Below are 24,899 nucleotides of genomic sequence, written 5' to 3'. Positions count from 1 at the left end.
ATTTCTATTATCCTTCAATTAGTTCATTGGTTTTGCCATTTACCCGAATAGGCTTAAAATTATTAACCGTCCGTATGATTTTTTTGATTAAATATTCTCGCCTAGGTTTAAAATATTTACTTAGTTCTGCTTGCTTCCCTTTGGCTGTGGTGTACTGCCCATACTGTGCTCTTTGTCCGCCATATCGCTTTGCTATAGGGTTAAACAGTTCTTTAATGGTGGTTGCTCCGTGCCTTCTTTCCAATGCTTCCATCCCTTTATAGTGGGCAATATCACTTACAGACACGCCTTGCTCTATTGCCTGTGCTATCTCTCTGAGTTCCATCTCCTTAGAATGACCTGCAGGGGGAAGGTTATCTACCACTTCATTTAAGGCACTTACAAGAATGGCCTGTGCTAATTTACTATCCCATACATCCCGTAAAGTAAATTTTCCATCGCATTTTTTAAACTTGGACAAATTACTCTTTACGGAAGTACTCCCATAGAAAGATGCTTCATATCTCAGCACTTGTTTTTGCTTCTGTAGCAAATTACAATAAACTTCTTTATTCGAATTATTGTGCTTACTTTTGCTTACCAATTCTTTTGTTGTTTTGTCATAGAATCCCACATCCTTGCTCTCAAGACTTATACCTACCTTATACCCTTCCCTTCTGCCTTTTCTATAGTGATGAAAAGAGGGTTCGTTATATCCTTTGGTTAAACATTTCCCTAGCCGCTTAAACAAGGCAAGCAAGCACACATTGATAGGTAAAATAATGTTCTTGCCGTACTCTAAGTAATAAATCCCTGCATTATAGATGGCTTCTTTCGACACGTCTAACCCCTTATATCTGAATGCCTTTTGAATTTCCAACACAATTTTATCTAAGTCTACATCTGTTGCTTCTGCTAGATTATTTCCAAATAAGCATCTAGGTACGGCTACATCAAAAACAAACTGATGTTTTTGGCGATGATAATACACAACGGGTTTATTTTTCGGATTCATAATTTGGTCTTCTTTCAATAACTCTATACTTCCTGTCCATATTTCTTTTACATCTTGTGGTTCAATTCCACCTTTCATTCGGTCAATCATATTTGTTGACACCTCTTCAGTTAAAATCCAGACTTTTGCTCTGGGAACCTTTTAGTGTTCAACAAATATACAAGTGTAAACCTTTTTTAATTTTTCTTTAGAAAGATAGATAATTTTAAACGTTATTTGCTCTCTGTTTGGCATTATGAAATGATTTTAGTTTCCACAAAATTTATTACATTCTTCTATCTTGTCCTTCTACTTAATGTATAAGTGTAAACCAATTTCAATTTTACCGTCTAAACATATTCTTCCTTTCTACTTAATATATAAATGTAAACCTTATTTGTTTACCGAGAGAGAAAAAGTCTTATTAAGTTGTTTTCCAGAGGAGAATTTTTCCTAAAAAAAGAGAAAAAATGATGAAAATTTAAGGGAAATATAAAAATAAATGCTACATATCAAAAGGGAGAACAAATATGGTATTATGATAAGATATACCCTATATTTGAGGTGAATATAACGATTTTCAGCAGGTTTTAAGAGATAGAACCTGCTTATACAATTAATACTGTTTTTGGAATCCTATTGAAGAAATAGGGTGGGCTTCAATCAAACGAAGTTCTCTGATAGTCCAAAAATAGCTGGTTTAGGCGCCATATACTCGAGCTGATCCCTTGGGTATATGGTGCCGAATGTTCGCATATATTTTTATATGCGAACTACGGCTATTTATGACTGCGGCACTATCAGAGACGCGTCTTAAATGGCCGTTTTTATTCCCACCTGATAATAGGATTAGGTGGGTAATAATGAAAGTAATTGATAATGTTAATGAACGGTTAAAAGATGATTTAGAACAAGAGATAAAAAAAGACAGCAAACTGAGTATTGCCGCGGCTTATTTTTCCATTTATGCTTATCGCACCTTAAAACAAAAATTAGAAAATATCTCTGAACTACGTTTTATTTTCACCTCACCCACATTTTCTACAGAAAAAGCCCCCAAAGAACAAAGGGAATTCTATATTCCGCAATTGTCTCGCGAACGTAGTATTTACGGCACTGAATTTGAAATTAAACTTCGCAATGAGCTGACCCAAAAAGCCATTGCACAAGAATGTGTTAATTGGATAAGAGATAAAGTAGTTTTCAAGTCAAATAACAGCAATGAACCTATGAACGGCTTCATTAATATATCAACTTCTGACTCTGTAACCTACCTTCCAATTCACGGATTCACTACGGTAGACTTAGGAGAAGCAAAGGGAAATAATCTCCCCAATTTAGTAACAAAAATAGACAACCCTGCAAGCAAACGTTATTTGGATAATTTCAATCAACTTTGGGCAGACGAAGAGCATTTCCAAGATGTTACGGCACAAGTAATAGATAGCATAACAGCGGCTTATAAAGAGAATCCCGCCCAGTACGTGTATTTTATTGCTTTATATAATATCTTTCGCGAGTTCTTAAACGATATTTCCGAGGATGTTCTCCCCAATGAAGCCATTAAATTTAAAGATAGTCAAATTTGGAATAAACTATATGATTTCCAAAAAGATGCGGCCTTGGCCATTATTAACAAGTTAGAAACATACAATGGATGTATTTTAGCCGATAGCGTGGGTCTTGGAAAAACATTCACTGCCTTAGCGGTAATGAAATACTATAACGATAGAAACAAAAATATCCTAGTTTTATGTCCTAAAAAACTATCTAATAACTGGACAACTTTTGAAGCCAATTATAAGAATAACCCCATCGCCAATGACCGTCTTCATTATGATGTATTGTATCACACGGATTTATCTCGTACTGTAGGACATTCTAATGGCATAGATTTATCTCGCATTTACTGGGAAAACTATGACCTAATTGTAATAGATGAAAGCCACAATTTCCGTAATGGTGGCCAAATTAGCAAAGATGGCAAAGAAAACAGATATTCTCGTTTACTCAATCAAGTTATACGCCCTGGAGTTAAAACCAAGGTATTAATGTTGTCCGCTACCCCTGTAAATAATCGCTTTGTGGACCTTAAAAATCAGTTAGCCTTAGCCTATGAAGGCACTCCTGCTATTATCAACGAAAAGTTAAAAACTGAACACTCTATTGAAACAATTTTTTCTCGTGCTCAAAGCAAATTTAACGAATGGAGCTTATTGCCTGCTGAAGAACGCAAAACAGAAAGACTTCTCAAAATGTTAGATTTTGACTTCTTTGAAGTATTAGATAGCGTTACTATCGCTCGTTCTCGTAAGCATATACAAAAGTATTACAATATGGCAGAAGTAGGGCAATTTCCTACGCGTAACAAACCACTATCTATTCGCTCCACACTGACAGATTTACAAAGTGAAGACTTATCTTTTAACAATATTTACTCCTTGCTAGGCCTTCTTACTTTGGCGGTCTATATCCCTTCCAAATTCATTCATCCCAGTCGGATGGATAAATACATAGAATCTAACAAGAATCTAACCCGTGTAGGACGGGAGGAAGGCTTAAGACGCTTAATGAGCATTAATTTGCTTAAACGTTTGGAAAGCAGTGTAGAATCTTTCCGCCTGACCGTTGGACGTATTCAGAACTTTATTGAAGATAATATAGAAACGATAAATCAATTTGAACACTCCAAAGGCGCCCAACATACGGTTGATGAGTTTGATGACCTTGAAGATTTAGATTTTGATGACCAAAATGAAGATTTATTCGCCTCTGCTTCAAAAGTAAAAGTAGATTTGGCCGATATGGATTATCAATCCTGGCGTAAAGAATTGATAGCCGACTCGGAAATTCTTAAGCGTATTTCCGCATTATTAGAACCTATCACCCCAGAGCACGATTCTAAACTGCAAGATTTAATTACGAAAATAAGAGAAAAAATAGATAATCCTATCAATGCCAATAACAAAAAAATCATCATTTTTACGGCTTTTGCAGATACGGCACAATACCTATACAACAGCCTTGCTCATCGCATAAAAGCAAAATACGGGATTCACACAGCCCTTGTAACGGGTACAGGCAATGCAAAAACCACTTTGCCTAAATATGCGGTCAGCAGTGATTTGAACCATATTTTGACTTTATTTTCGCCTATTTCAAAAGAAAGAGACATACTTTTCCCCAAAGATACCGAAAATAACATTGATATTTTAATTGCTACGGACTGTATTTCAGAAGGGCAAAACTTACAGGATTGCGACTACCTGATCAACTACGATATTCACTGGAACCCTGTACGCATTATTCAGCGTTTTGGTCGTATAGACCGTATTGGTAGCAAAAACGAACGTATCCAGATGGTCAACTTCTGGCCTGATTTAACATTAGATGACTATATCCAGTTAAAAAGTCGTGTAGAAACCCGTATGAAAATATCTGTTATGACATCAACGGGGGACGATGACCTTATCAACGCCGAAGAAAAGGGCGATTTGGAATACCGCAAAAAACAACTGGAACGCTTGCAATCTGAAGTAGTGGACTTGGAAGATGTAAACGAAAGCGTATCTATTATGGATTTAGGGTTAAATGAGTTTCGCTTGGACTTACTGGAATATATGAAGCAAAACCCTAATGCTGAACTTGCCCCACACGGCTTACACGCTGTTTTGCAAAGCACGGCTGATTGTCCTCCTGGCGTGGTCTATGTATTACGCAATGTGAGTTCTACTATCAATATAGATAAAAAGAACGGCCTACATCCGTTCTATATGGTGTATGTAGATATGAATGGGCAAGTAGTTTATGATTACTTAGCCCCCAAATCCATTTTGGACAAAATGCGTCTTTTATGCAAAGGGAAAACACTTCCCAACCAAGAACTTTGTAAAGCCTTCAATACAGAAACACAAGACGGCAAAAATATGCAGGTATATTCGGAACTTCTATCGGATGCCATTAAAAGCATTATCAACGTAAAAGAAGAGTCCGATATTGATAGTTTATTTACTCCTGGCGGGACAACGGCCCTTACAGGAAACATCAAAGGGTTAGATGACTTTGAACTTATTTGTTTCTTTGTCATCAAATAGGGCGTATGTTTAATTTTCCCTCGCAGACATTTTTTAATCGGCGTGTGGCTAAAGAAAAATTAGCCACACAACTACATTTTACGCCAAGTGTCCGCAAAGCATTTAATCAGCAAGTAAAATCTGTGCATTGGGCTTATAAATTGGCGGAAGACACACTCAACATTAGCAAAGGAAAATACGTAACGGAAATAGAAGTTTTTCACTTGCTACTTAATCAACCTGAATTAGATGAGCGTGTTTTACTGCAATGGGATAAGGAACTACCCTATCATATTCTGTTTATTTTAGAGCATAATAACGAAGTTAAGGCAGGTATAGCCTTCAAGTTAAAAGACGGCTCTAACAAGGCATATTACTCCATTAAACGCTATTTTTATACACCTTGGATGACAAAAGAAGACCTCAATTTTACCATTGCGGGAATTACACTTGATAACGTGTATGAAAACTTAGTGCAGGCAGTAGCAGGCGAAAATTTAACCCTAGAAGATGGCAAAAAAATGGCTGAGCGGGTGGAAAAAACAATCCTGCAACGGGAAATACAAGTCAAGATTGATAAGTTGGAAGCCCAAATCCGTAGAGAGAAACAATACAATCGCCAAGTGGAACTTAAAAGCAAAGTGCGCGAATTAGAACAGATTTTAAGGGAGATTTAGGGAGGATTTATGACGGAGAAGATGAAATTTGAAACCAAAGATTTAACACAGGAAAACATTGCTAAAATTGGGCAACTATTCCCTGAAGTGCTAACCGAAGCCAAAGATGATAATGGCACACTTAAAAAAGCCATAGATTTTGATAAACTTAGGCAAATTTTATCTGATTCTGCCATAGATAACCGTGAAACCTACGATTTTACGTGGGTAGGTAAAAAACAGGCCATCTTGGAAGCCGCCACACCAATTCGCAAAACGCTCCGCCCTTGCAAAGAAGACAGTGTAAATTGGGATACTACCCAAAACCTTTATATTGAAGGCGACAATTTAGATGTGCTTAAACTCTTACAAGAAAGTTATTTAGGCAAAGTAAAAATGATTTACATTGACCCGCCCTATAACACGGGGAATGATTTTATTTACAGAGATGATTTTGCAATGTCCCAGGAAGAGTATGAAGAATCGGGCGAACGAATAGATGAAGAAGGAAATAGACTCGTCAAAAATACCGATTCTAATGGGCGTTTTCATAGTGATTGGTGTTCTATGATGTATCCGCGCTTAAAACTTGCTCGCAACTTGTTAACTGACGATGGCGTGATTTTTATTTCTATTGACGATAATGAAGTTGAAAATTTAAGAAAAATATGTGATGAAGTGTTTGGAGAAGAGAATTTTGTTACAACAATTCATTGTCAAATGAGTACAACACAAGGGATGAAAGTGAAAGCCGCCCAGGATGGAAATATTGTCAAAAATGCAGAGTATATCTTATGTTATTCTAAAGATGGCCACCAAGATATTGCAAAGTGCCCACTTTATGACTTAAGACCAGAATATGATGAACACTATAGTTTATTCTTAAAATCAAATGGAGAAATTGGGCAATTAAGTGAGTTGTATGATTATCGGTTTCCAAAAGATTGTAATAATAAAAAACCTCTAAAATTAGCAGAAGCATACAAAAAAAGTGAAGAGTTCGCCGAAATTGTCCGCTCTCATCTCGCCGAAATTGTCCGCTCTGATAAATCTCCTGATTGTGAAGATATAACAGAATTAAGACAGGGATATTGGAAAGAAATAGATAGAAAAGGGAAAAAGTATCTCCTAACCTTAGACTCCAAAGGGAATATGCGGCAGTTGCTACGCTTGAAAGATTCGTGGGGTATAACTGACGGCTATTATCAAGAAGATGGTCTTCGTAAAATTCGTGGAGATTGGTGGAGCGGGTTTTATATTGATATGGGTAATGTTTCCAAAGAAGGAGGCATTGCATACAAAAATGGTAAAAAACCAGTTCGCCTTATTAAACAATTAACCAAAATGTTAAACGATTCCAAAGGAATATTTTTGGACTTCTTCTCTGGTTCTGCCACAACTGCCCACGCTGTTATGAGACTCAACGCAGAAGATGGTGGTAATCGTAAATTTATTATGGTACAACTGCCCGAAGAGTGTGATAAAACAAGCGAAGCATACAAAGCAGGATATAAGAATATTTGTGAAATCGGTAAAGAACGTATCCGACGGGCCGCTAAACAAATTAAAGAGGAACATCCAGAATCCAATTTTGACGGTGGTTTCCGTGTGTTTAAACTGGCAGGCAGCAATATGAAAGATGTTTATTATAACCCTGCCGACTACACACAAGATTTACTGTCTCAAATGACCAGTAACATCAAAGAAGACCGCAACGATATGGACTTGCTTTATGGTTGTATGTTAGAGTGGGGCTTGCCGTTATCTTACCCGCACACTTCTGAAAAAGTGGGTTCTTATACTATCCATACGGTTAATAATGGGGATTTAGTGGCTTGTTTTGATGAAAATGTCACCGAAGATATTATCCGCCACATTGCCGCCAAAAAGCCGTTGCGGGTGGTATTCCGTGATGCAGGATTTACGGACAGCCCTGCCAAGATTAACGTAGGGGAACTCTTCAAATTGCTTTCTCCTGATACCAAAGTTAAAGTAATTTAGGGGTTTTCTATGAAATTGCAATTTAAACATCAAAAATTTCAAGAAGATGCCTCCCTTGCCGTCTGTGATGTATTTGCAGGGCAACCCTATTTGCAATCTTCCTACTTGGTAGATATGGGGCGCGTAGCCGCAGGACAGTTTGATATTGAACAAACGGGCTTTAATAATCAACGTTTATTACCTGCCGTAGAGCAAGACGTGCTTAAAAACTTGCACGAAGTTCAAAAACGCAACCAAATCCGCTTATCAGACTCCCTGGAAGGGAAGTATAATTTAACCGTAGAAATGGAAACGGGGACAGGTAAGACCTACACGTATATCAAAACCATTTACGAGTTAAATAAACGTTATGGATGGAGCAAATTTATTGTAGTTGTCCCTTCTGTGGCTATCCGTGAAGGGGTATATAAGTCATTCCAAATTACCCAAGACCATTTTGCTGAAGAATACGGCAAGAAAATTAAGTTTTTCATCTACAATTCCGCCCGTCTAACCGACCTGGAACAATTTGCTATGGATAGTGGTATTAACGTAATGATTATCAACTCCCAAGCGTTTAATGCACGTGGAAAAGATGCCCGCCGTATTACAATGGAATTAGAAGAGTTCAAATACCGCCGTCCTATAGAAGTGATTGCTGCCACAAACCCTGTTTTAATTATTGACGAACCGCAATCAGTAGAAGGTGAAGCAACAAGTGAAAATTTGAAAAAGTTTAAGCCGTTACTAACCCTTCGCTACTCGGCCACTCCTAAAAAAGAATACAACGTGGTCTATCGGTTAGATGCTATTGATGCTTATAACAAAAAATTAGTCAAAAAGATTGAAGTAGTAGGGGTTACTGCGAGTGGCAGTACGGGTACAGATGGTTATTTATATTTATCGGCCATCAATATTTTTAAAGATAAATACCCCACGGCTACGTTAGAATTTGAAGTAAAAGGTAAAACTTCTATTCGTCCTGTGATTCGTGCCGTCAAACAAGGGGATAACCTGTATGATTTATCCAATGAATTGCCTGAATACAAAACGGGTTATGTAGTGGCCAGTATAGATGCACGGGATAACTCTTTGGAATTTACAAACGGCAAACGGTTATACGTAGGGGATGTAATGGGTAAAGTAGCCGAAGGGCAACTACGCCGTATTCAAATACGCGAAACTATTTTGGCCCACCTAAATAAAGAAAAAGAACTCTATGAGAAAGGAATAAAAGTGTTGTCTTTGTTCTTTATTGACGAAGTGGCCAAATACCGCCAGTATGATGAGAACGGCAATCAAGCCAACGGAGAATATGCCCAAATTTTTGAAGAGGAATATAACAACGTTTTAAACCAAATTAAGGCGGATTTATTCCTAAATGAATCTTACAAAGCGTATTTAGAGAGCATTACTTCACAGGCCACGCACGCGGGATATTTTTCTATTGATAAAAAGGGACGTATGGTAGCGAGTAAGATTGCTAATAAAAAAGAAGGAACCTCCGATGACGTGGATGCGTATGACCTGATTATGAAGGACAAAGAATCCTTACTTTCTCTATCTACCAAAGATGCTAAATCTAAGGTGCGGTTTATCTTTAGTCACTCCGCTCTACGTGAAGGGTGGGACAACCCGAACGTATTCCAAATCTGTACGCTTAAAGAAAGTAGTGCTGAAATACGTAAACGTCAAGAAGTAGGCCGTGGGTTACGTTTGTCCGTTAACAAGAACGGAGAAAGACAGGATGAAAATGCTATTGGAGCAGAAGTGCACAATATCAATGTGCTAACTGTTATTGCAAACGAAAGTTATGAATCCTTTGCTCAAGGGTTACAGCAGGAATTAGCAGAAGACTCTAAGCATCGCATCACTAAACTGAAGGCAGAATCTTTCATTGGGCTTATCTTAAGAAATACTCAAGGAGAAGAACGCAAAATTGACGAAAATCTGGCAGATGATATAGTAGAAGGATTGATTGGGGAAGGATACCTTAAAAAAGGCGCATTAACTCCTGAATTTTATCAAGACAAACAAACAGGAACCTTAACCCTTCCTGATGAAATTATGCCGTATCAAACAGATTTAGTGGCTTTACTGGACCGCTTAACCACTGGCAAACTAAAAATTGATAATGCCCGTGCTAACAATGTGGAACTCTCTGTTAATCAAGATAAATTAGCCAGTAAAGAATTTCAAATGTTATGGCAAAAAATTAATGCAAAATCTATCTATATAGTGGATTTTAAAACGGATGAACTAATTAAAAAAGCCATCAATGCCATCAATACAAAACTACAAATTAATAAAATCGTCTTTCAAATAGAAAAAGGGAAGATGGATAGTATTGAGTCTAAAGAACAATTAGAAAAAGGAGAGGCATTTACGCGCAATGAAGGCGGACGCACATTGTCTGCCGAAGTCACCGTTAATAAAAATATCAAGTATGATTTAGTGGGCAAAATAGTGGAAGGAACAGGTTTAACCCGTTCTGCAGTGGTGGAAATCCTTAAAGGAATAGATAAAACACAATTTGACCAGTTTAAATTCAATCCTGAAGATTTTATTCTTAAAACAGTCAAACTTATTAACGATGAGAAGGCTACCGCTATTATAGAACATATAGCCTACAATAAATTAGAGGATTCCTATAATACCAGTATTTTTACCGAAAATACAATTAAAGGACAATTAGGCGTAAATGCTGTAGAGGTAAAAAATCATTTATATAACTATTTGCGCTATGATTCAGACAAAGAAAAGAACTTCGCCGAAAAACTGGATAACAGCGAGGAAGTAGCCGTTTATGTTAAATTACCTAGCGGATTTAAAATCTCCACGCCTGTGGGTGATTATAACCCTGATTGGGCTATTGCTTTCCACGAAGGCCAAGTAAAACATATTTTCTTTGTAGCTGAAACGAAGGGAACGATGGATTCTTTAGAACTACGTGAAGCAGAATCGGCCAAAATTGCCTGTGCTAGAGAACACTTTAGGGCCATCAGTACCCAGGCAGTACAATACGATGTGGTAGATACTTATGAAAATCTACTACAAAAAGTGATGAAATAAATAAATTACTCAATTCCCCGACAAAAACGTGTCGGGGAAAGTATTTTCCCCATTCGCAAAGCAAATCATATACATATATAAAAAAAGCCCCTAAAAATCTGAAAAAAATTTTAATAGGGGCTTTTTGAGTAAAATTTCTGAAAAATTTTTCCAACTAGGGCTTTTTTCTTAAAGTTAGATTTTTATTTTTCTTATCTGATAATCTCCTTCGGCATACTTTCGCCTATTTTCCGTCTTTTTGGCAAGTGGAACATAGCCACTAGTAGTCGCTACTACTTAACGATATTTTAGATGGCAGATTATTTAATTGGAGTTTTTTGTATGAATGTATTAATTAATTGTTTTAGTGCTCTAATAATTGTTAATATTCCCATCTGATTGGAATCATTATCCCATAACTCTGCTGAGGAGTGAGACAACGGATTTGAGTGTCTCAACTTCCAAGCCTTTTCAATGACATCCTGACTTCCGTCTATCTCATTATAGACAGATTTGGTAGCATCTTCTTGATAATATGTCTTGAAATGAGGGCGTTTACCTTTTCTCTTGTCTTTGCCACTTTTAAAGGCTAAAATGGCAGTTATTCTGTCAAAAAAATTTTTAAAATAAGCAAATGCTATGATTATATTATGTCTTTTGAGTTCTGCTAAATACATAAAGTAAAACAGGCAAGATTTGAAATCATTAAAAAGCAACGCATAATATAAATTTGGTTTATTTTCTAATATTTTAAAAAAATTTTGTCTGCAATTTGCTTCATAAAAGGCATATAATTCTGGACATCGAATATGTATTATTTTTAATAAGTCGATATGTCGAAAAAAACTTTGAATAAAATATACAACAGCAATGATTGTATGATACCTATTCCAAGTATCATCCTTATTTTTGGTAAATAAGTGATTTAAAAGAGCCTTAATTGCTGCTTCATCTTTTGTTTTCATAATCATTACTGATAGACGTTTGGGGTCTAATGTAATGAATGAAATGTCATAGGATAAGATATTTCTAATTTTTTGTATAACAACTTGATTTTGTAGAGATGAATTGAGCCTATAAATACAATAGTTGAATATTTCGTTAGGCGCATATTCTAGTTCAGGTTCAGAAAAAGAATCCAAAATACATTGATTATATTTTTCTACATCTAAATTCCCAGCAGTTATAAGAGGCAGCAAGCGGTCTAAAAAATTTTCTAGAGATGGTTGCAGTATTTCTTCAATGGGAAAATCTACTCCATTAATATATTCGTCATACAACGACTTTTTTATTTCTTCATTTATATTACTAGTTGGTTTGAAGCAAAATTTTTTTGTGTTTAGAGTAAGTCTAAATTCTTTTAAAATAGAAGAGTACTCATTTCGAATTTCGTTTACTGCGGAGAGAATTTGCTGTTGGGTGCTATTGCTAGAAAATAATATGTATAAATCGTCAACATAACGAAACATCCTAAAATGAGAAAAGCAATTAATCTTCTCAGAGATATATTTGTATATCTTATAGTCTACAAGGTCTAAATAAATGATGGTAGATAAATAAGAAGAGGCCGCACTATTTTCTATTAGGGGGAATCTACCGTTACCACAATAGTTTAGAAATTCTTTGTATATAAGAAGTTGCGTTTGGGAAAAAATTACATTTTTGCCATTACATCTATCATTAATTCTCCTTATCAACAAATCTAAATCTATAGTGGCAAAGAAATTTGAAATATCTGTTTTAATGAAATATTGATAATCCAGACTAGCCGCGTTAATTTCTTTGTAAAAATCATCATAATCTTTTTTATAGTATGCTCTATTGAATTGATAATTTCCCGCGTAGTATACTGAAATTTCTGATGGGCGTTGAGGAATATAATTATTAGCAATTACTTTCCCCATAGACTGTAATATTAAATAAAGTATGGGCGATATTAATGAAGCATCCCGAAAACTTCCATCTGATTTGGAGAGATAGTTTTCCGATTGGTACATTAATTGAGGAAAGAAAACAAAAGCACCATTTTGAATATAAGTTTTGAAAAACTGTGGACTAGATAAAAATAGCCAGTCATCGTCATTAAGAAGACTGAAAGGAAACCATTGTATGTAGGCTTTATAGTATTTTTTCTCAATTTTTGAATACATCTGACACATAGAATGCCAGATTTCATACGTAATACCAATCAATGGACTCGTCATAAAGGATATAAATTCTGTCAAATCATAAAAATATATGCAGGATATTAATGATATTTTACTAATTAAAACTAAAGTGTCCAAAAAGTGTCCATTTTGTATTCATTTTGGTTAAATTTCATTAAACTGCATTAAAAAAAGACCTCCGCTTGTTTGGGAGGTCTCTTCCAATTTTTATCGTCGTAAATTAAAGTTTATTAAACTCTATTTAAGACTATTTAAATGGTGCGCCCAACAGGAATCGAACTTGTATCTTCAGCTCCGCAGGCTGACACTCTATCCATTGAGCTATGGGCGCTTAAATCGGAGTTTTTAACAACCTGATTTCTTACTACTCAATTATTGTATCATTTTTAAATAAGTTTTACAAAAAAATTATTTTTTACGACGATAAAATAAATTTTTATAAATATAATATTTTAAAGCCGATGTTTAAACTCCAGTCTTTACTTTGCCAATTTCCGCCCACGTGAAAGCCGGGTTTAATATAAAGGGACGTGCCCTGATTAATCATTATACCAAATTCACTTTCCAAGAAAAGTTCTGCTTTGCCTTTGTTTTCATAATCGATATAATATTGCGGGTCAAAGGTAATCCACCATAAATCAGGGTTCATATAAGTTAGTAAAAGACGCAAACGGCCGTAATTGATATCGGCGCGGTTGTGTTCTCCAATTAAAGAATAATAGTGTTTGTATCCTAAGGCGGCAAAGAAACTTTGCTTTACAGGATAAACGGCAAAGACGGAGGGGGAAATCTGCCATTTTCCGCTGCCTAACACTTTGTCTGTTGCGGTGGGAAGTATGGTTTCCATTTTAAATCCAAAATCAATTTTATTGCCCGTTTGCACAGCCTGCGCAGATAATAAAATATCTCCTAATCCTTTGACAGAATCTTCGGCTGATACCCACCTGGACAATGGCACTTCTATCCCCATATTATAATTGGGGTTAAACGCGTAGTAGGCTTTGGCGGTAATAAAATCCACCGATAGATTAGCACTTTCATCTATGACGGTGGTGGCGGGGGTTAATTCCAAAGAGGTGACATTTTGGCTGGGGGCCAAACCGGGTACATAAAATCTTTGAAGATGAGCAGAAGCTACGTTTGGCAATAACGCGGCTAAAACTAAGGAAAAAATAATCTTTTTCATATAGGCTCCTTTTTCCAACAAATATCCTGCTGGCTTTAGTATAACAAATTAGATTTTGATTTTCGGAAAAATTTTTACATAAAAAACCCCAACATTATGTTGGGGTTTTAAGGGATTTAACTGATTATTAATCCATGTAGTAGCAGGCACCGCAACTCATGCCACAGTGACAAGAAACTCCACCCGTTTTGACAAAGCCGATATCTGCACAACCGGAACCGCTGCATAAACGTTTACCGCTATCACTGATTCCTAAAACGAAATCACTACCAGATCTTGCGTAGCTGGCGGTGATCCCTATTACCGGATCGCTGTAAGAGCAGACAAAATCTCCTCCATAAGAAAAATTGCCGGTGTTATCAACCTGAATAGGAAAACTATCTTTATAAGAAGAATATGTTCCACTTTCAGATGGATTTTCTAAACAATAAGCTTGTACAGCCTTGTTTAAAGCACTTAAGTTAGTCCAGGCCTCCGCCGTACGACTTTTAAGTACCGTTTTTTGATACTGCGGCAACGCTACAGCAGACAAAATGCCGATAATTAACACAACTACTAACAACTCAATTAAGGTGAAACCTTTTTTATTCATAATTATCCTCCTTACGTCACTTTTAAGTATAACTTTTATTCTATATAGTTTCAAGGAGTAAATTAAATTAAAAAGGTAAATTTTGTCAGTATGCGGATAGTTTGATATAATAATATTATTGATTTTCGTCGTAGCGCGCTCGTAGTTCAATGGATAGAGCGTCAGCCTCCGAAGCTGGAAATGTGGGTTCGACTCCCGCCGAGCGCATGTTCTTACCGTCTGATTACGGGCAAATTTACTGCCTTTTTATGTCGCTTCCGTACCGAATATAAGATAGAAATCCAGGCAAAAGACCTTTTTATAGAAGAAAGACCAAACCTTCCTGTTTTTAGAGACCTATTTAAATATGGGTCTTTTTTTGTTTATGAATAGGTCTAAAGACCCTTTTTTTATCTCTTTTTTTTTACGAAAATATATCAGAGGTTAATATACAGAAACAGAGGAATCTATGAAAAAAATTTTATTAAGTTTTTTGTTTGTATGTGTGGCTGTATTTGCTTTTGGGGCTGAGTCTTTGCACGCAGGTGCTCAAAAAAGTTTAATCCCTGAAATTAAGGCGGCAGAAAAAAAATATAAAGTGCCATTTTCCGGCTCAATTCAAGACTACTTAACCCTTTGTAAAAGAGCGGTCAGAGAAAATATTTTGCGATTTTTTGGATATGAGCATCTTATTTTATCGCTGAAAGAATCGAAACATCGAGAGGAGCTACTAGGGGTGGCTTATAAAAAGCGGCAGGCCTTATTGGCTAAATACAATGAGCTGGACAATGCCATCAATGCAAATTCCCCTTTTGCTAACTATTTTATAGCGTCAGGGAATGATTTAACACGCTTATCGGATGAGGATATGGACGTGTTTAAAGGAGCATTAAACGGTATCTTCCCTGAAACGATGCTCTGTGAGGCGGACGAATATCCCATCGCTGGAGAGATTATCTTTTATATTTATTTAAATGACTACTTGGCTATGACGGTAAATTGCACTAAGCGCGATATTTCACTTTTTTCCACAAAACTTATAAAGGCTGCAATGAAATAACCACTGATTTAACATTTAAAATCCCTAGTCAAACTGACTAGGGATTTTTGGATTTTAAAGAGAAGAAAATAACTGATTTAATTGATTAACCATTACTTTTAATGTAAACTTTTCCTCTACTCGTTTACAGGCGGCTAAACTAATTTGTTGATACTTTTCTGCATCGCGAGATAATTCTTTGATACTTTTGGCAATGGCAACAGCATCATTAGGCGGTAGTAAAATACCATTTACACCGTTTTCTATAATTTCTCGTTGCGCACCGTTATTGCTAGAGACGACCGGCAAAGCGCTGTACATGGCTTCGCACAGTACTAAACCAAAGGCTTCCGGTATCAAAGACGGTAAAACAAAAACATCTATATTGTCATAGAACTGCCCCATATCCTTTACATTTGGCAAAAAATGATAAACATCATTTAGTTTGTTTTGATTTACAAATTCTTGGCATTTCTCCTTAAAGTCGGACTGTGAGCTGGCCGCTATCGACAAACTGCAAGGCAATTGATATTTCTCCCGCAGAATTTTAACGGCCTCCAGCAAGACCAATAGCCCTTTATTTTCTACGATTCTTCCCGCATAACCGATTTTTAGTGTACCGGTGGGTAAGACTCTGGCCCTTTGGATAAACCGCTGCGTGTCTATCCCGTTGTAAATTAAATGAAATTTATTCGCGTATTTGGGACAAGCTGTTTGCGTTTGCAATTGCTGTACCAATTTGGATACGCATACAAAAGCATCGGCTTTCTTTTGTATCCAACGATGATAAAGGTCTCGGTGATTTTTAGAGGCATTATGTTTGTAAATGACTAATTTTATAGAGGGGCGCAACATCTTAACGGTGGCAGATATCGGTGCCATCGTACCGCTATGGCAGTTTAAAATGTCTATATTGTATTTATCAATAATACCAAGAATCTTTTTGATAGAGATAAATTTATAGAGTTTTTGCAGTGAAACGGGCAACACCGTAGCTACTTGGGTAAACTTCTCTATCATTTGTTTTTGTTTGGGGTCAATGATGATAAAATTTTGATGTCCGCGTTTTACTTCCTCTTTGCAGAGGGAATAAACATATTGTTCACCACCGCCCCATACTTTAGCATATACAAAGTGTAATAAATTCATGATTTGTCACTAAGCCCAATCCATAAACAGACATTTGGTCCCTCTATAATACCAACGTTGGTAAAATTTGGGAAGAAAGAAACAGAAAGGATGACGCCAAATATAAATGAAGAATTTTTTCCAAAAGGCTATCGTTTCTGAATCATCTTGCGGCACCAAATCAGCCCACGGACTACCTTTCATCAGTTCTATATATTCACTGCGATTCGGGACAAACATATTTTTTTCCCACGGGTGAAAATGACGGATAACGGCAGCATCTCTTTCTTTTAAAATAAAATCAAAATCCGGTGCTTGCAAAAATAAATCCGGCTTATAAAAATATCCCATGCAATTCCAACGGGGGGAAACCAATTTCTTTTTTCCGCGACAAATATAGTTGATAGCGTCTTGATCCGGCCATTGTAGCAAGGCAGCATTTTGAATAGAGTAATCTAACAATGTTTTAAACAAATTTTCTTCGCGCCATTTTTTGTTATTAATTAGCAATACACCTGAATTGACATATTCTTTGGCATTTAATTGCCCCGCAAAGCGCGTGTCAATTTTTCCTCTGTACATGACATTATAATCAGGTACGCCGGCTAAATAATAATCTTCAATGTTTGTTTGCCACAAAGCAAGCAAACTTCCTCTTACCAAAATGTCACAATCTAAATAAAGCACCTTATCGTCTGCAATGAGTTGCGGTATCAGATAACGCCCGAAAATAGATAAAGTCCAATTAGACCTTTTTACATCACAATCTTTAAACAGTTCTTCATTAAGTGGCAACCAAGTCATTTCAAAAGGACGAATCTTCTTTAAAGATTCTACTTTTTTCTTATTTTCATTTGAAATTTTATTATCTAATACGTAGAAGTGGAAGTTTTCTTCTTTTCCGGCATTGGTTAAGATGGATAAAATAGCCATTCCCATATAGGGAGCATAGCCGTTATCGGTGGCAAAACAAATAGAAATTTTATTGCTCATTTTTGTTCCTTATTATTAATATATTCACATCATAACATATTCCTTGTGTTTTTGTATTTAGCCAATCCCTGCGTAAAATGCTAAAATAACTATGTATGAGCAAATTAATCAGAGGTTTTCGGGACATTTTTGAGCCCCAATCTAATTTATTTACTGAGCTGGAGAATTGCGCACGCGGTGTTTTGCGCCGTTATGGATTTGGCGAACTTCGGCTTCCCACCGTGGAGCAAAAAGAATTATTCGTTAAATCCACCGGTGAAACGACGGATATCGTGCAAAAAGAAATGTATGCTTTTGAAGATGCCGGTCACCGTCAAATAGCCATTCGTCCGGAAGGAACACCGGGTGTGGTGCGTGCTTATTTGGAGAATAATTTTACGCAAGCGGCTCCTGTCCAAAAGTTTTATTATATCGGTAATATGTTCCGAGCGGAGCGTCCTCAGGCGGGCAGATATCGCGAATTTGAGCAAATCGGGGCAGAGTCTATCGGTAATTCCGCTCCTGCAGCCGATGCGGAAATGATTTTAATGCTCAAAGATATCGTTTCTTCCTTCGGGGCAAAAAATTATTCCGTTAAAATTAACAGTTTGGGTTGCGAAAAATGCCGCCCTTTGTATAGACAGGCTTTAATTGATTTCTTATCTAAGGAAAAAGACACCCTGTGTCAAAATTGTCAAACCAGATTAGAAAAAAATCCTTTGCGTGTATTGGATTGCAAAGTAGATGGACAACGCTTTGCGGGCAAAGTGCCCACGATGCAACTTTGTGATGAATGTCAGCAACATTTTGACGAAGTGCAACGTCTTTTGAAGGGTAAAATAGATTTTATTGTGGACCCGATGTTGGTGCGCGGTTTGGACTATTACAGCCGCACCGTATTTGAATTTCAAGCGGGGGATACCTCCCAAAACGCCATCGCTGCCGGCGGCCGTTATGACGGATTGGTTAAAAGCATGGGTGGCCCTGCCACACCGGCGGTCGGTTGGGCTATGGGTGTGGAGCGCGTGATTGCTTCACGCGGAGAAGTGCCCGCTGCCAAAGAAAGCAGTGTGTATGTGGTTTCTTTGGGAAAAGAATGCAATGAAACCGCTTTTAATCTGATGCAAGATTTGCGTGCAGCGGGTGTGCGTACGGAAGGCGGTTTGTTTGATAAAAATGCCAAAGGTCAAATGAAACAGGCCAACCGTTGCGGTGCTGCCTATGCCCTGATTTTAGGCGAAGATGAGTTGGCCAAACAAGAAGTGACTTTTAAAGATTTAAACTCAGGAGAGCAAAAACAAATCTCCTTAGCTGACATTGTGCAAGAGGTTAAGAAACTTATATGAAAAGAACAACTTATTGCGGTGAAGTGAATGCCGCTCATATCGGTACGAAGCACACTTTTTGCGGTTGGATTAACAGCTACCGCAATCATGGAGGGGTTTTGTTTTTAGATTTGCGCGACCGTAGCGGTTTAGTGCAAATTGTAGTAGGCCCGGAAAGCCCGTTTTTTGAATTGGCTTCTACCCTGCGTAATGAATATGTGGTGGAAGTGACAGGCGAAATCAAACGCCGCATTGATGGCGCTGAAAACAAAAATATCCCCACCGGTGAAGTGGAAGTAAGCGTAGAAAATTTAAAACTTTTAAATACCTCTGTTCCTTTGCCTTTTGATGTGGAAAAATCCCGCGAAGCCAGCGAAGAAACCCGTATGAAATACCGCTACTTGGATTTGAGAAATCCCGTTATGGTGCGTAATTTGGTGATGCGTCATAAAATTTCTCAAGCCGCCCGCCGTTATTTAGACGGACAAGGGTTTTTGGAGGTAGAAACACCGGTGCTTACGCGCTCTACTCCGGAAGGAGCACGCGATTATTTGGTGCCTTCTCGTGTGCATCATGGTCAGTTTTATGCCTTGCCGCAGAGCCCGCAAATGTTCAAACAAACCTTGATGGCCAGCGGTGTGGACCGTTATTTCCAATTGGCGCGTTGTTTCCGCGATGAAGACTTGCGTGCAGACCGCCAACCTGAACATACGCAAATTGATATGGAAATGTCTTTCGTGACGATTGATGATATTCATGAAATTGTGGAAGGACTCATGAAAGAAATTTTCAAAACCGCCGGTAAAGAATTAGCCGTTCCTTTCCCGAAAATTCCTTTCCATACCGCTATGGATTTGTATGGTTCTGATAAGCCGGATTTGCGCTATAGTCTGCAAATTAAAAATGTATCGGATATCTTTGCCCAAACGGGTTTTAAGGTATTTGCAGATGTTTTGGCAGCCAAAGGTGCTATTTATGCCGTACTCGGAAAAGCCGGTGCCACGCTTTCTAGAGGTCAAATTGATAAATTGACCGATTTGGTAAAAAAGAACGGTGCTAAAGGGTTGGTATGGCTGAAAGTAAAAGAGGGAAAAATTGAAAGTCCGACGGCTAAGTTTTTTACCGAACAGGAGTTGGCCTCTTTGCAAACGGCTGTTGCGGCTCAAGACGGAGATATTATTTTTGTCGGTAGTGATGCAAATCTGCGCACTTGCCAAAACTTTATGGGTGCTTTGCGTAAGGAATTGGTCAAGAATGAAAAGCCGCAAACAGATTGGGCTTTTGCTTGGATTACCGATTTCCCACTTTTGGAATATATTCCCGAAGAAGACCGCTGGGACGCCGCGCACAACCCATTTACGGCTCCGCATGAAGAAGACTTAGATAAATTGGAGACGGATCCTGCTTCCGTACGGTCCTATCAGTTTGATATGGTACTTAACGGAAATGAATTAGCCTCCGGCTCTGTGCGCAACTGCCGTCGCGACGTGCAAGAACGTATCTTGGCTTTGATGAAACACCCCAAAGAAGAAGCAGCCCGTCGCTTTGGCATGCTCTTAAATGCGTTGCAATACGGTGCGCCTCCGCATGGCGGTATTGGTATCGGATTGGACCGCGTGACGGCCTTGTTATGCGGGGAAGATTCCATTCGTGAAGTTATTGCCTTCCCCAAAACCACACAAGCGTTTTGCCCGTTAACGCAATCGCCCAATGTGGTTGATGAGCAACAACTCAAAGACTTGGCTATTGAACTTAGCAAAGAATAATTTAAAACCCCCGTTCTTAGGAGCGGGGGTTTTGTTAAGACCTATATTTTTCTAGGTCTTTTATACCATAGTATCTAGGACGAAATGCCTCTTGAACGTTAAGGAAATTTAAGCCATAATATAGAAAACCCTTTCCGGAGAATTTTATGCATAAAAGTATTTTGCTTGTGTGTGGTGTTTGTTGTGCTGTTTTAGTCTCTTGTCAACGACCGGCCGAAGAAAGTAAGGCCAAGTTTCCTCGTAAAGCCAATATTGAAAGATATGTCCAAAAGGCCAAAGATGCTTCTCGTTTAGCAGAAGATAGAAAAAAAGAACTGCCTGTAGAAAATATTGTGGATATCTCAGTATTGAGTAATACCAAACAGGAAATCAAATTAGATTTTTTGACCCATCTTTTTGAGAAGAATAAATTGACTTTGGAAACACGCCTGTTAGAAACGCATAAACAAAAGATTTCAGAGCAACTGTCTGAATTAATCTCCAAGAATATATTGCAATCCCAACAGGCTATTAGCGATGCTTCTACAACGACTGAGATTTCTGAAAAGTTAAATCAAGTGCTTGCGACGCAAGAAAAAGAATTTAAAGATTTTATTGAACTTCAAAAATCAGTGGAACGTTTAACACCTGATCAGGGATTGCTCGATAATGCTAAGGCTTATTTGTCTTATCAAACAGAGCAGTATGTGGCGCAAATTGCTCAGGAATATGGGGCCGAATCTGCAGAGTTAATGAAACCGGTGTTTGAAAAGGCAGTGCAAGATTATGTCTATGCGATGGCCAGTGCCTCAAATCAGGAAAGTTTACAACAAAAAATTACCGAAATTGTGCAGCAGGCCCAAACACAACTGCAAGATATCAATGCCACTCATGCCGATCCTTTGGCCAGTATAGAAGAAGAAAAAATTACTTCTTTGCGTGCGGAAATGATTACAATACATCAAAATTTAGAAAGTTATGTTGAATCTTTGTACGGGAAAGAAGCCGTTTTGCAAACGCGCAAGATATTTAACGAAATCTTAGACGAAACGGGAGATACCTTGCGCCAAAACAGTCGGTTGAGTCAAAAGAAACAAATTTTGGAAAATTTAAATACTTCATATCGTCAAAGAATATTGGAGTTGCAGAAAAAATGGAATTTGGAAACAATTGATTCTGAAGATAAAAAAAATATTTAAACATGGAATAAATTATGAATAAAAAAAATAAAATTATCTGTGGGATTTTATTGCCACTTACGCTGATTACTGCCTCAGCTGTATGGTATGCTTCTTCCAATGAAAAATCAAAAAAACCTAACAAAAAGGTTCGTTCTTTGTTTGGTTCTTATGCCAATATGCCTACTGTAGAAAATGGGGAAATTGATGCTACCAGCATGTTAGACGAGCATCCCTACCGTCCTAAAGCCCGTGTTTCTAATAAAAACAGTAGAAAATCCCGTTTTGCTGATTTTTCCGATGGTATGAAAGATTTTTCTCGTTCCGCTCATAAACGGCCGTCCACCAACACTGTAGCCGGACCGGTGAAGCCTTCTACCGCCACCGTAGAAGGTGCGGTGCCTGTGGCTGAGGATGTTGCGGCGGCGGCAGCATCTGTTGCTCCTGCTGCTACGGGTGCTCCGGCAGCGGAGCAAGCCGCCCAAGCACCTGCAAATGCAGTGGTCTCACAAAAAGCACAAACACCAGTGGCAACTTCTGCCGCGACAGAAGCCCAAAAGCCTGCTATAGTGGCTCAAACACCCGCTCAAAAAGGGATTAATAGAGAACTTATGTCTATGATTCCCGCCTTAAATCAACCCAAATATCAACAACAACTCAAAACAACAGACCGTTTATTAAATAATTTATCTAATTCTTTACAAAGAGCGCTTGCATCTGCTTCTAATAATAAGCGTATGCAAAATATTTCCAAATATGCCAAAGGCGGTGCCGGCGGTACAGGGGGGAGATTAGGAGGAAACAGAAGGGAAAGCCCTATATCCAGAGCCACGCAGAATATTATTAATGCTGCCGGTGATGCCATTGCCCAAAATATGGAGGAGAATTTCGGAAAACAAGCCGGTGATAAAGTGCGTCAGGCTACAAAATCTTATGCAGCCTCTGTTGGACAAATTATGTCTTCGGGTATGTCTGAAGAAGAACGCCAGCAAGCATTAGCCGCTGCCGAAGCTGCCTTTCAGCAACAGGTTCGTCTTACGCAAATTGAGTCTATGTTTAATCAAGCACTTGATGAGCATAAGGCTAAATATATGGAAGGTTTAACCGATAAATTCGGGGAAGAGACAGCCGCCTTAGCAGAGCCTCTTTTAAACAAATACAAGGAAGATATTTTGGCAGTTGCTCAAAATCCGGAGGCTACGGTAGACGATTTAAGAAAAATAGAAAGTGAGTTCCAAGTAAGTTTGGGGAATATGGTCCAAATGAATCACTTGGAAGATGATAATGTAAGTGTTGCTTTACAGGAAGTGCAAGGCAATGTAGTGCAGAGTAATTTGGAGCATCTTTCCGGACAGTTAGCCGAACAGCAAAAGGACGGCAATAATATTACGATGGCTGGCTCTATGTCAGAAGAAGATTTGGAAAAATTCCGACTGGAACTAAATACCAATAACCAAAATTTTATTGCCCACGTGTTAAATTCTGAAGAAATGGCAGCCTTGAGCGCGGAAAAAAGAGAGGAATGGAAAAATAAAGCGCAGGTAATTTACAACAAAATGACAGAGGATTTAGTGACTGCGCGCAAAAATACACCGTTAGATCAAAGCCAGCAGTTCTATACCCTTCAAGAGCAAATTATTTCCAATGCCAACCAAGCCATGCAAAATATTGCTCTTACCTTGACTGAAGAAGAAAAAAGGGAGCAAGAGGCTATTGAACAACAGAACGAGGCTTACTTAAACCAAATGAAAAAAATGTATGGTGAAGAAGCTTATTCGGAGATAAGAAATTATTTTTTGCAGTTAAAAAGAGGTTTAATTGATCGGGAGCAATATGATGCCCAAGTAGCCCGAATTGCTCAAGAAAATGCTGCTAATTATGAAGCATATATGGCTGAACAAGAAAGAAAGCGTCAACAAGAAATGCAACGCAACATCGAATCTCAAATGAGACAATATAAGAGGGATATTCTTAACTCAAGAGCAGTAACGCAATTTCCTAAGACTTATAGGAATGTAATAGCCAGATTTGTATCAGAGAGAGTTAATCTAATGAAAAATGATTTGCTAAGTCTTGTTCGCGAAAAAGGCTTGTCACCTGAAGAATTGGACCGAAAATATCAGGATATTCAGAAGAGAACCCAAGAAGAAATTGAAGGTTTTTTGGATGTTGCCGTCAGTAATTATAATGAGAGAGTGAAAAACTTAGAAAATAGGCAAGTGAGTGACGGAGCAATACAACTATAATGTAGTAAAAATATATGACTTTTGGGCCTACTGCATATAGGCCCAAATGCCCTTGAAATATAATAAAACATTTGAAATAATATAATTAAGAAGTGACAAAATATGGAGAATAATATGAAAAAACAACTCTTGTTAGTATTATCTTTGTTGTTGTTGCCTGTTTTTGCGAATGCACAGACCGCTGATGATTTAAGCGCTTGGTGGCACAATATAGAGGCGGCTGTGCAGACGGCTGTGCAGAAAAAAATTGACAGATTTTTGGATTCAGATTGGGCGAAAGGGATCGAGAGGTTTAGCCGAGCTTATAATAAAGTATCTAGTGAGGCAGGTTTAAGATGGAAAGAAAGAAGTAATCCTCCTTTTTCCATTCAAAATATTCCGGTTCCTGCAAGAGGCACTTTGGGTAGGTTTATTTATGATAAAACAGAAACGGCCTTAGAACGTTTTACCGAGAATCATGTAATTGTCTACTCTTGGTTAGCAAAATTGCATTTTGAAATTGAACTTTCGAAAACTCCTAAAGAAGCAGTGCGCAATTATGCTCAGAAGCGCGCTTATATTACAACGAGCAATTTGCTTGAAGACCTTCGCTCCTCACCCTTTGATAT

At 37.9% G+C, this 24,899-nt stretch carries 15 protein-coding genes, 2 tRNA genes and 1 pseudogene; 11 read left to right on the top strand and 7 right to left on the bottom strand.

From position 1 onward, the window contains the following. Positions 1 to 7 precede the first annotated feature (7 nt). Positions 8 to 1,084, bottom strand: coding sequence for a hypothetical protein (locus IKL48_00685; protein MBR3603203.1), 1,077 nt, complete (start codon positions 1,082 to 1,084; stop codon positions 8 to 10). Between the two features lie 977 nt (positions 1,085 to 2,061). Here IKL48_00685 and IKL48_00680 point away from each other — a divergent pair. The 4 genes from IKL48_00680 to IKL48_00665 are packed head-to-tail and all read left to right on the top strand — an operon-like array spanning position 2,062 to position 10,754. After that, positions 2,062 to 5,067, top strand: coding sequence for a DEAD/DEAH box helicase family protein (locus tag IKL48_00680; protein MBR3603202.1), 3,006 nt, complete (start codon positions 2,062 to 2,064; stop codon positions 5,065 to 5,067). 44 nt (positions 5,068 to 5,111) lie between these two features. Next, positions 5,112 to 5,723, top strand: coding sequence for a DUF4391 domain-containing protein (locus IKL48_00675; GenBank protein MBR3603201.1), 612 nt, complete (start codon positions 5,112 to 5,114; stop codon positions 5,721 to 5,723). A 9-nt stretch (positions 5,724 to 5,732) separates the two neighbouring features. Next, positions 5,733 to 7,703 (top strand): site-specific DNA-methyltransferase, encoded by a 1,971-nt coding sequence (locus IKL48_00670; protein ID MBR3603200.1) that lies wholly within the window; start codon positions 5,733 to 5,735, stop codon positions 7,701 to 7,703. A 9-nt stretch (positions 7,704 to 7,712) separates the two neighbouring features. Then, the gene (locus IKL48_00665) at positions 7,713 to 10,754 is read left to right on the top strand and encodes a DEAD/DEAH box helicase family protein (protein MBR3603199.1); all 3,042 of its coding nucleotides are present in this window, start codon (positions 7,713 to 7,715) and stop codon (positions 10,752 to 10,754) included. Between the two features lie 299 nt (positions 10,755 to 11,053). Here IKL48_00665 and IKL48_00660 read toward each other — a convergent pair whose 3' ends face one another. The 4 genes and pseudogenes from IKL48_00660 to IKL48_00645 form a co-directional block, all read right to left on the bottom strand. Then, positions 11,054 to 12,937, bottom strand: a complete 1,884-nt coding sequence (locus IKL48_00660) for an AbiA family abortive infection protein (protein MBR3603198.1) — start codon at positions 12,935 to 12,937, stop codon at positions 11,054 to 11,056. 220 nt (positions 12,938 to 13,157) lie between these two features. Then, positions 13,158 to 13,232, bottom strand: a tRNA-Arg gene (locus IKL48_00655). A gap of 105 nt (positions 13,233 to 13,337) precedes the next feature. Continuing rightward, a complete protein-coding gene (locus IKL48_00650; GenBank protein MBR3603197.1) occupies positions 13,338 to 14,087 on the bottom strand; it encodes a transporter in 750 nt (249 codons plus the stop codon). Positions 14,088 to 14,556: 469 nt separating this feature from the next. Continuing rightward, positions 14,557 to 14,679, bottom strand: a pseudogene (locus IKL48_00645) (prepilin-type N-terminal cleavage/methylation domain-containing protein). A 135-nt stretch (positions 14,680 to 14,814) separates the two neighbouring features. On the opposite strand from IKL48_00645, the gene IKL48_00640 reads away from it, so the two are divergent. Then, positions 14,815 to 14,886: transfer RNA gene (locus tag IKL48_00640), tRNA-Arg, on the top strand. Between the two features lie 241 nt (positions 14,887 to 15,127). Then, on the top strand, positions 15,128 to 15,718 hold the full coding sequence (locus IKL48_00635; protein MBR3603196.1) for a hypothetical protein: 591 nt from the start codon (positions 15,128 to 15,130) through the stop codon (positions 15,716 to 15,718). A 54-nt stretch (positions 15,719 to 15,772) separates the two neighbouring features. On the opposite strand, the gene IKL48_00630 is transcribed toward IKL48_00635, so the two are convergent. Then, positions 15,773 to 16,846 carry a glycosyltransferase family 4 protein gene (locus IKL48_00630; GenBank protein MBR3603195.1) on the bottom strand — a complete coding sequence of 358 codons (1,074 nt, stop codon included), beginning with the start codon at positions 16,844 to 16,846 and terminating at the stop codon, positions 15,773 to 15,775. A 9-nt stretch (positions 16,847 to 16,855) separates the two neighbouring features. Continuing rightward, entirely contained in the window at positions 16,856 to 17,818 is a 963-nt protein-coding gene (locus tag IKL48_00625; protein MBR3603194.1) for a hypothetical protein, read from the bottom strand. A gap of 95 nt (positions 17,819 to 17,913) precedes the next feature. Between IKL48_00625 and IKL48_00620 the strand changes: the two genes are divergently transcribed. The 5 genes from IKL48_00620 to IKL48_00600 form a co-directional block, all read left to right on the top strand. Then, complete coding sequence (locus IKL48_00620; GenBank protein ID MBR3603193.1) at positions 17,914 to 19,143, top strand: histidine--tRNA ligase; 1,230 nt, start codon at positions 17,914 to 17,916, stop codon at positions 19,141 to 19,143. Beyond that, positions 19,140 to 20,888: an aspartate--tRNA ligase gene (aspS, locus tag IKL48_00615; GenBank protein ID MBR3603192.1), complete on the top strand. Its 1,749-nt coding sequence runs from the start codon at positions 19,140 to 19,142 to the stop codon at positions 20,886 to 20,888. The genes IKL48_00620 and aspS overlap by 4 nt, the downstream gene beginning before the upstream one ends. Positions 20,889 to 21,034: 146 nt before the next feature. Next, a complete protein-coding gene (locus tag IKL48_00610; GenBank protein ID MBR3603191.1) occupies positions 21,035 to 22,066 on the top strand; it encodes a hypothetical protein in 1,032 nt (343 codons plus the stop codon). A 14-nt stretch (positions 22,067 to 22,080) separates the two neighbouring features. Then, positions 22,081 to 24,291, top strand: a complete 2,211-nt coding sequence (locus IKL48_00605; GenBank protein ID MBR3603190.1) for a hypothetical protein — start codon at positions 22,081 to 22,083, stop codon at positions 24,289 to 24,291. A gap of 114 nt (positions 24,292 to 24,405) precedes the next feature. Further along, positions 24,406 to 24,899, top strand: a 494-nt coding sequence (locus tag IKL48_00600; GenBank protein MBR3603189.1) for a hypothetical protein, incomplete at its 3' end; no start/stop codon positions are given.

The organism is Elusimicrobiaceae bacterium (assembly GCA_017520185.1).
GTDB lineage: Bacteria > Elusimicrobiota > Elusimicrobia > Elusimicrobiales > Elusimicrobiaceae > Avelusimicrobium.
Note: the sequence above shows the minus strand (reverse complement) of the source record. Positions and strands in the feature narration are given on the sequence as shown.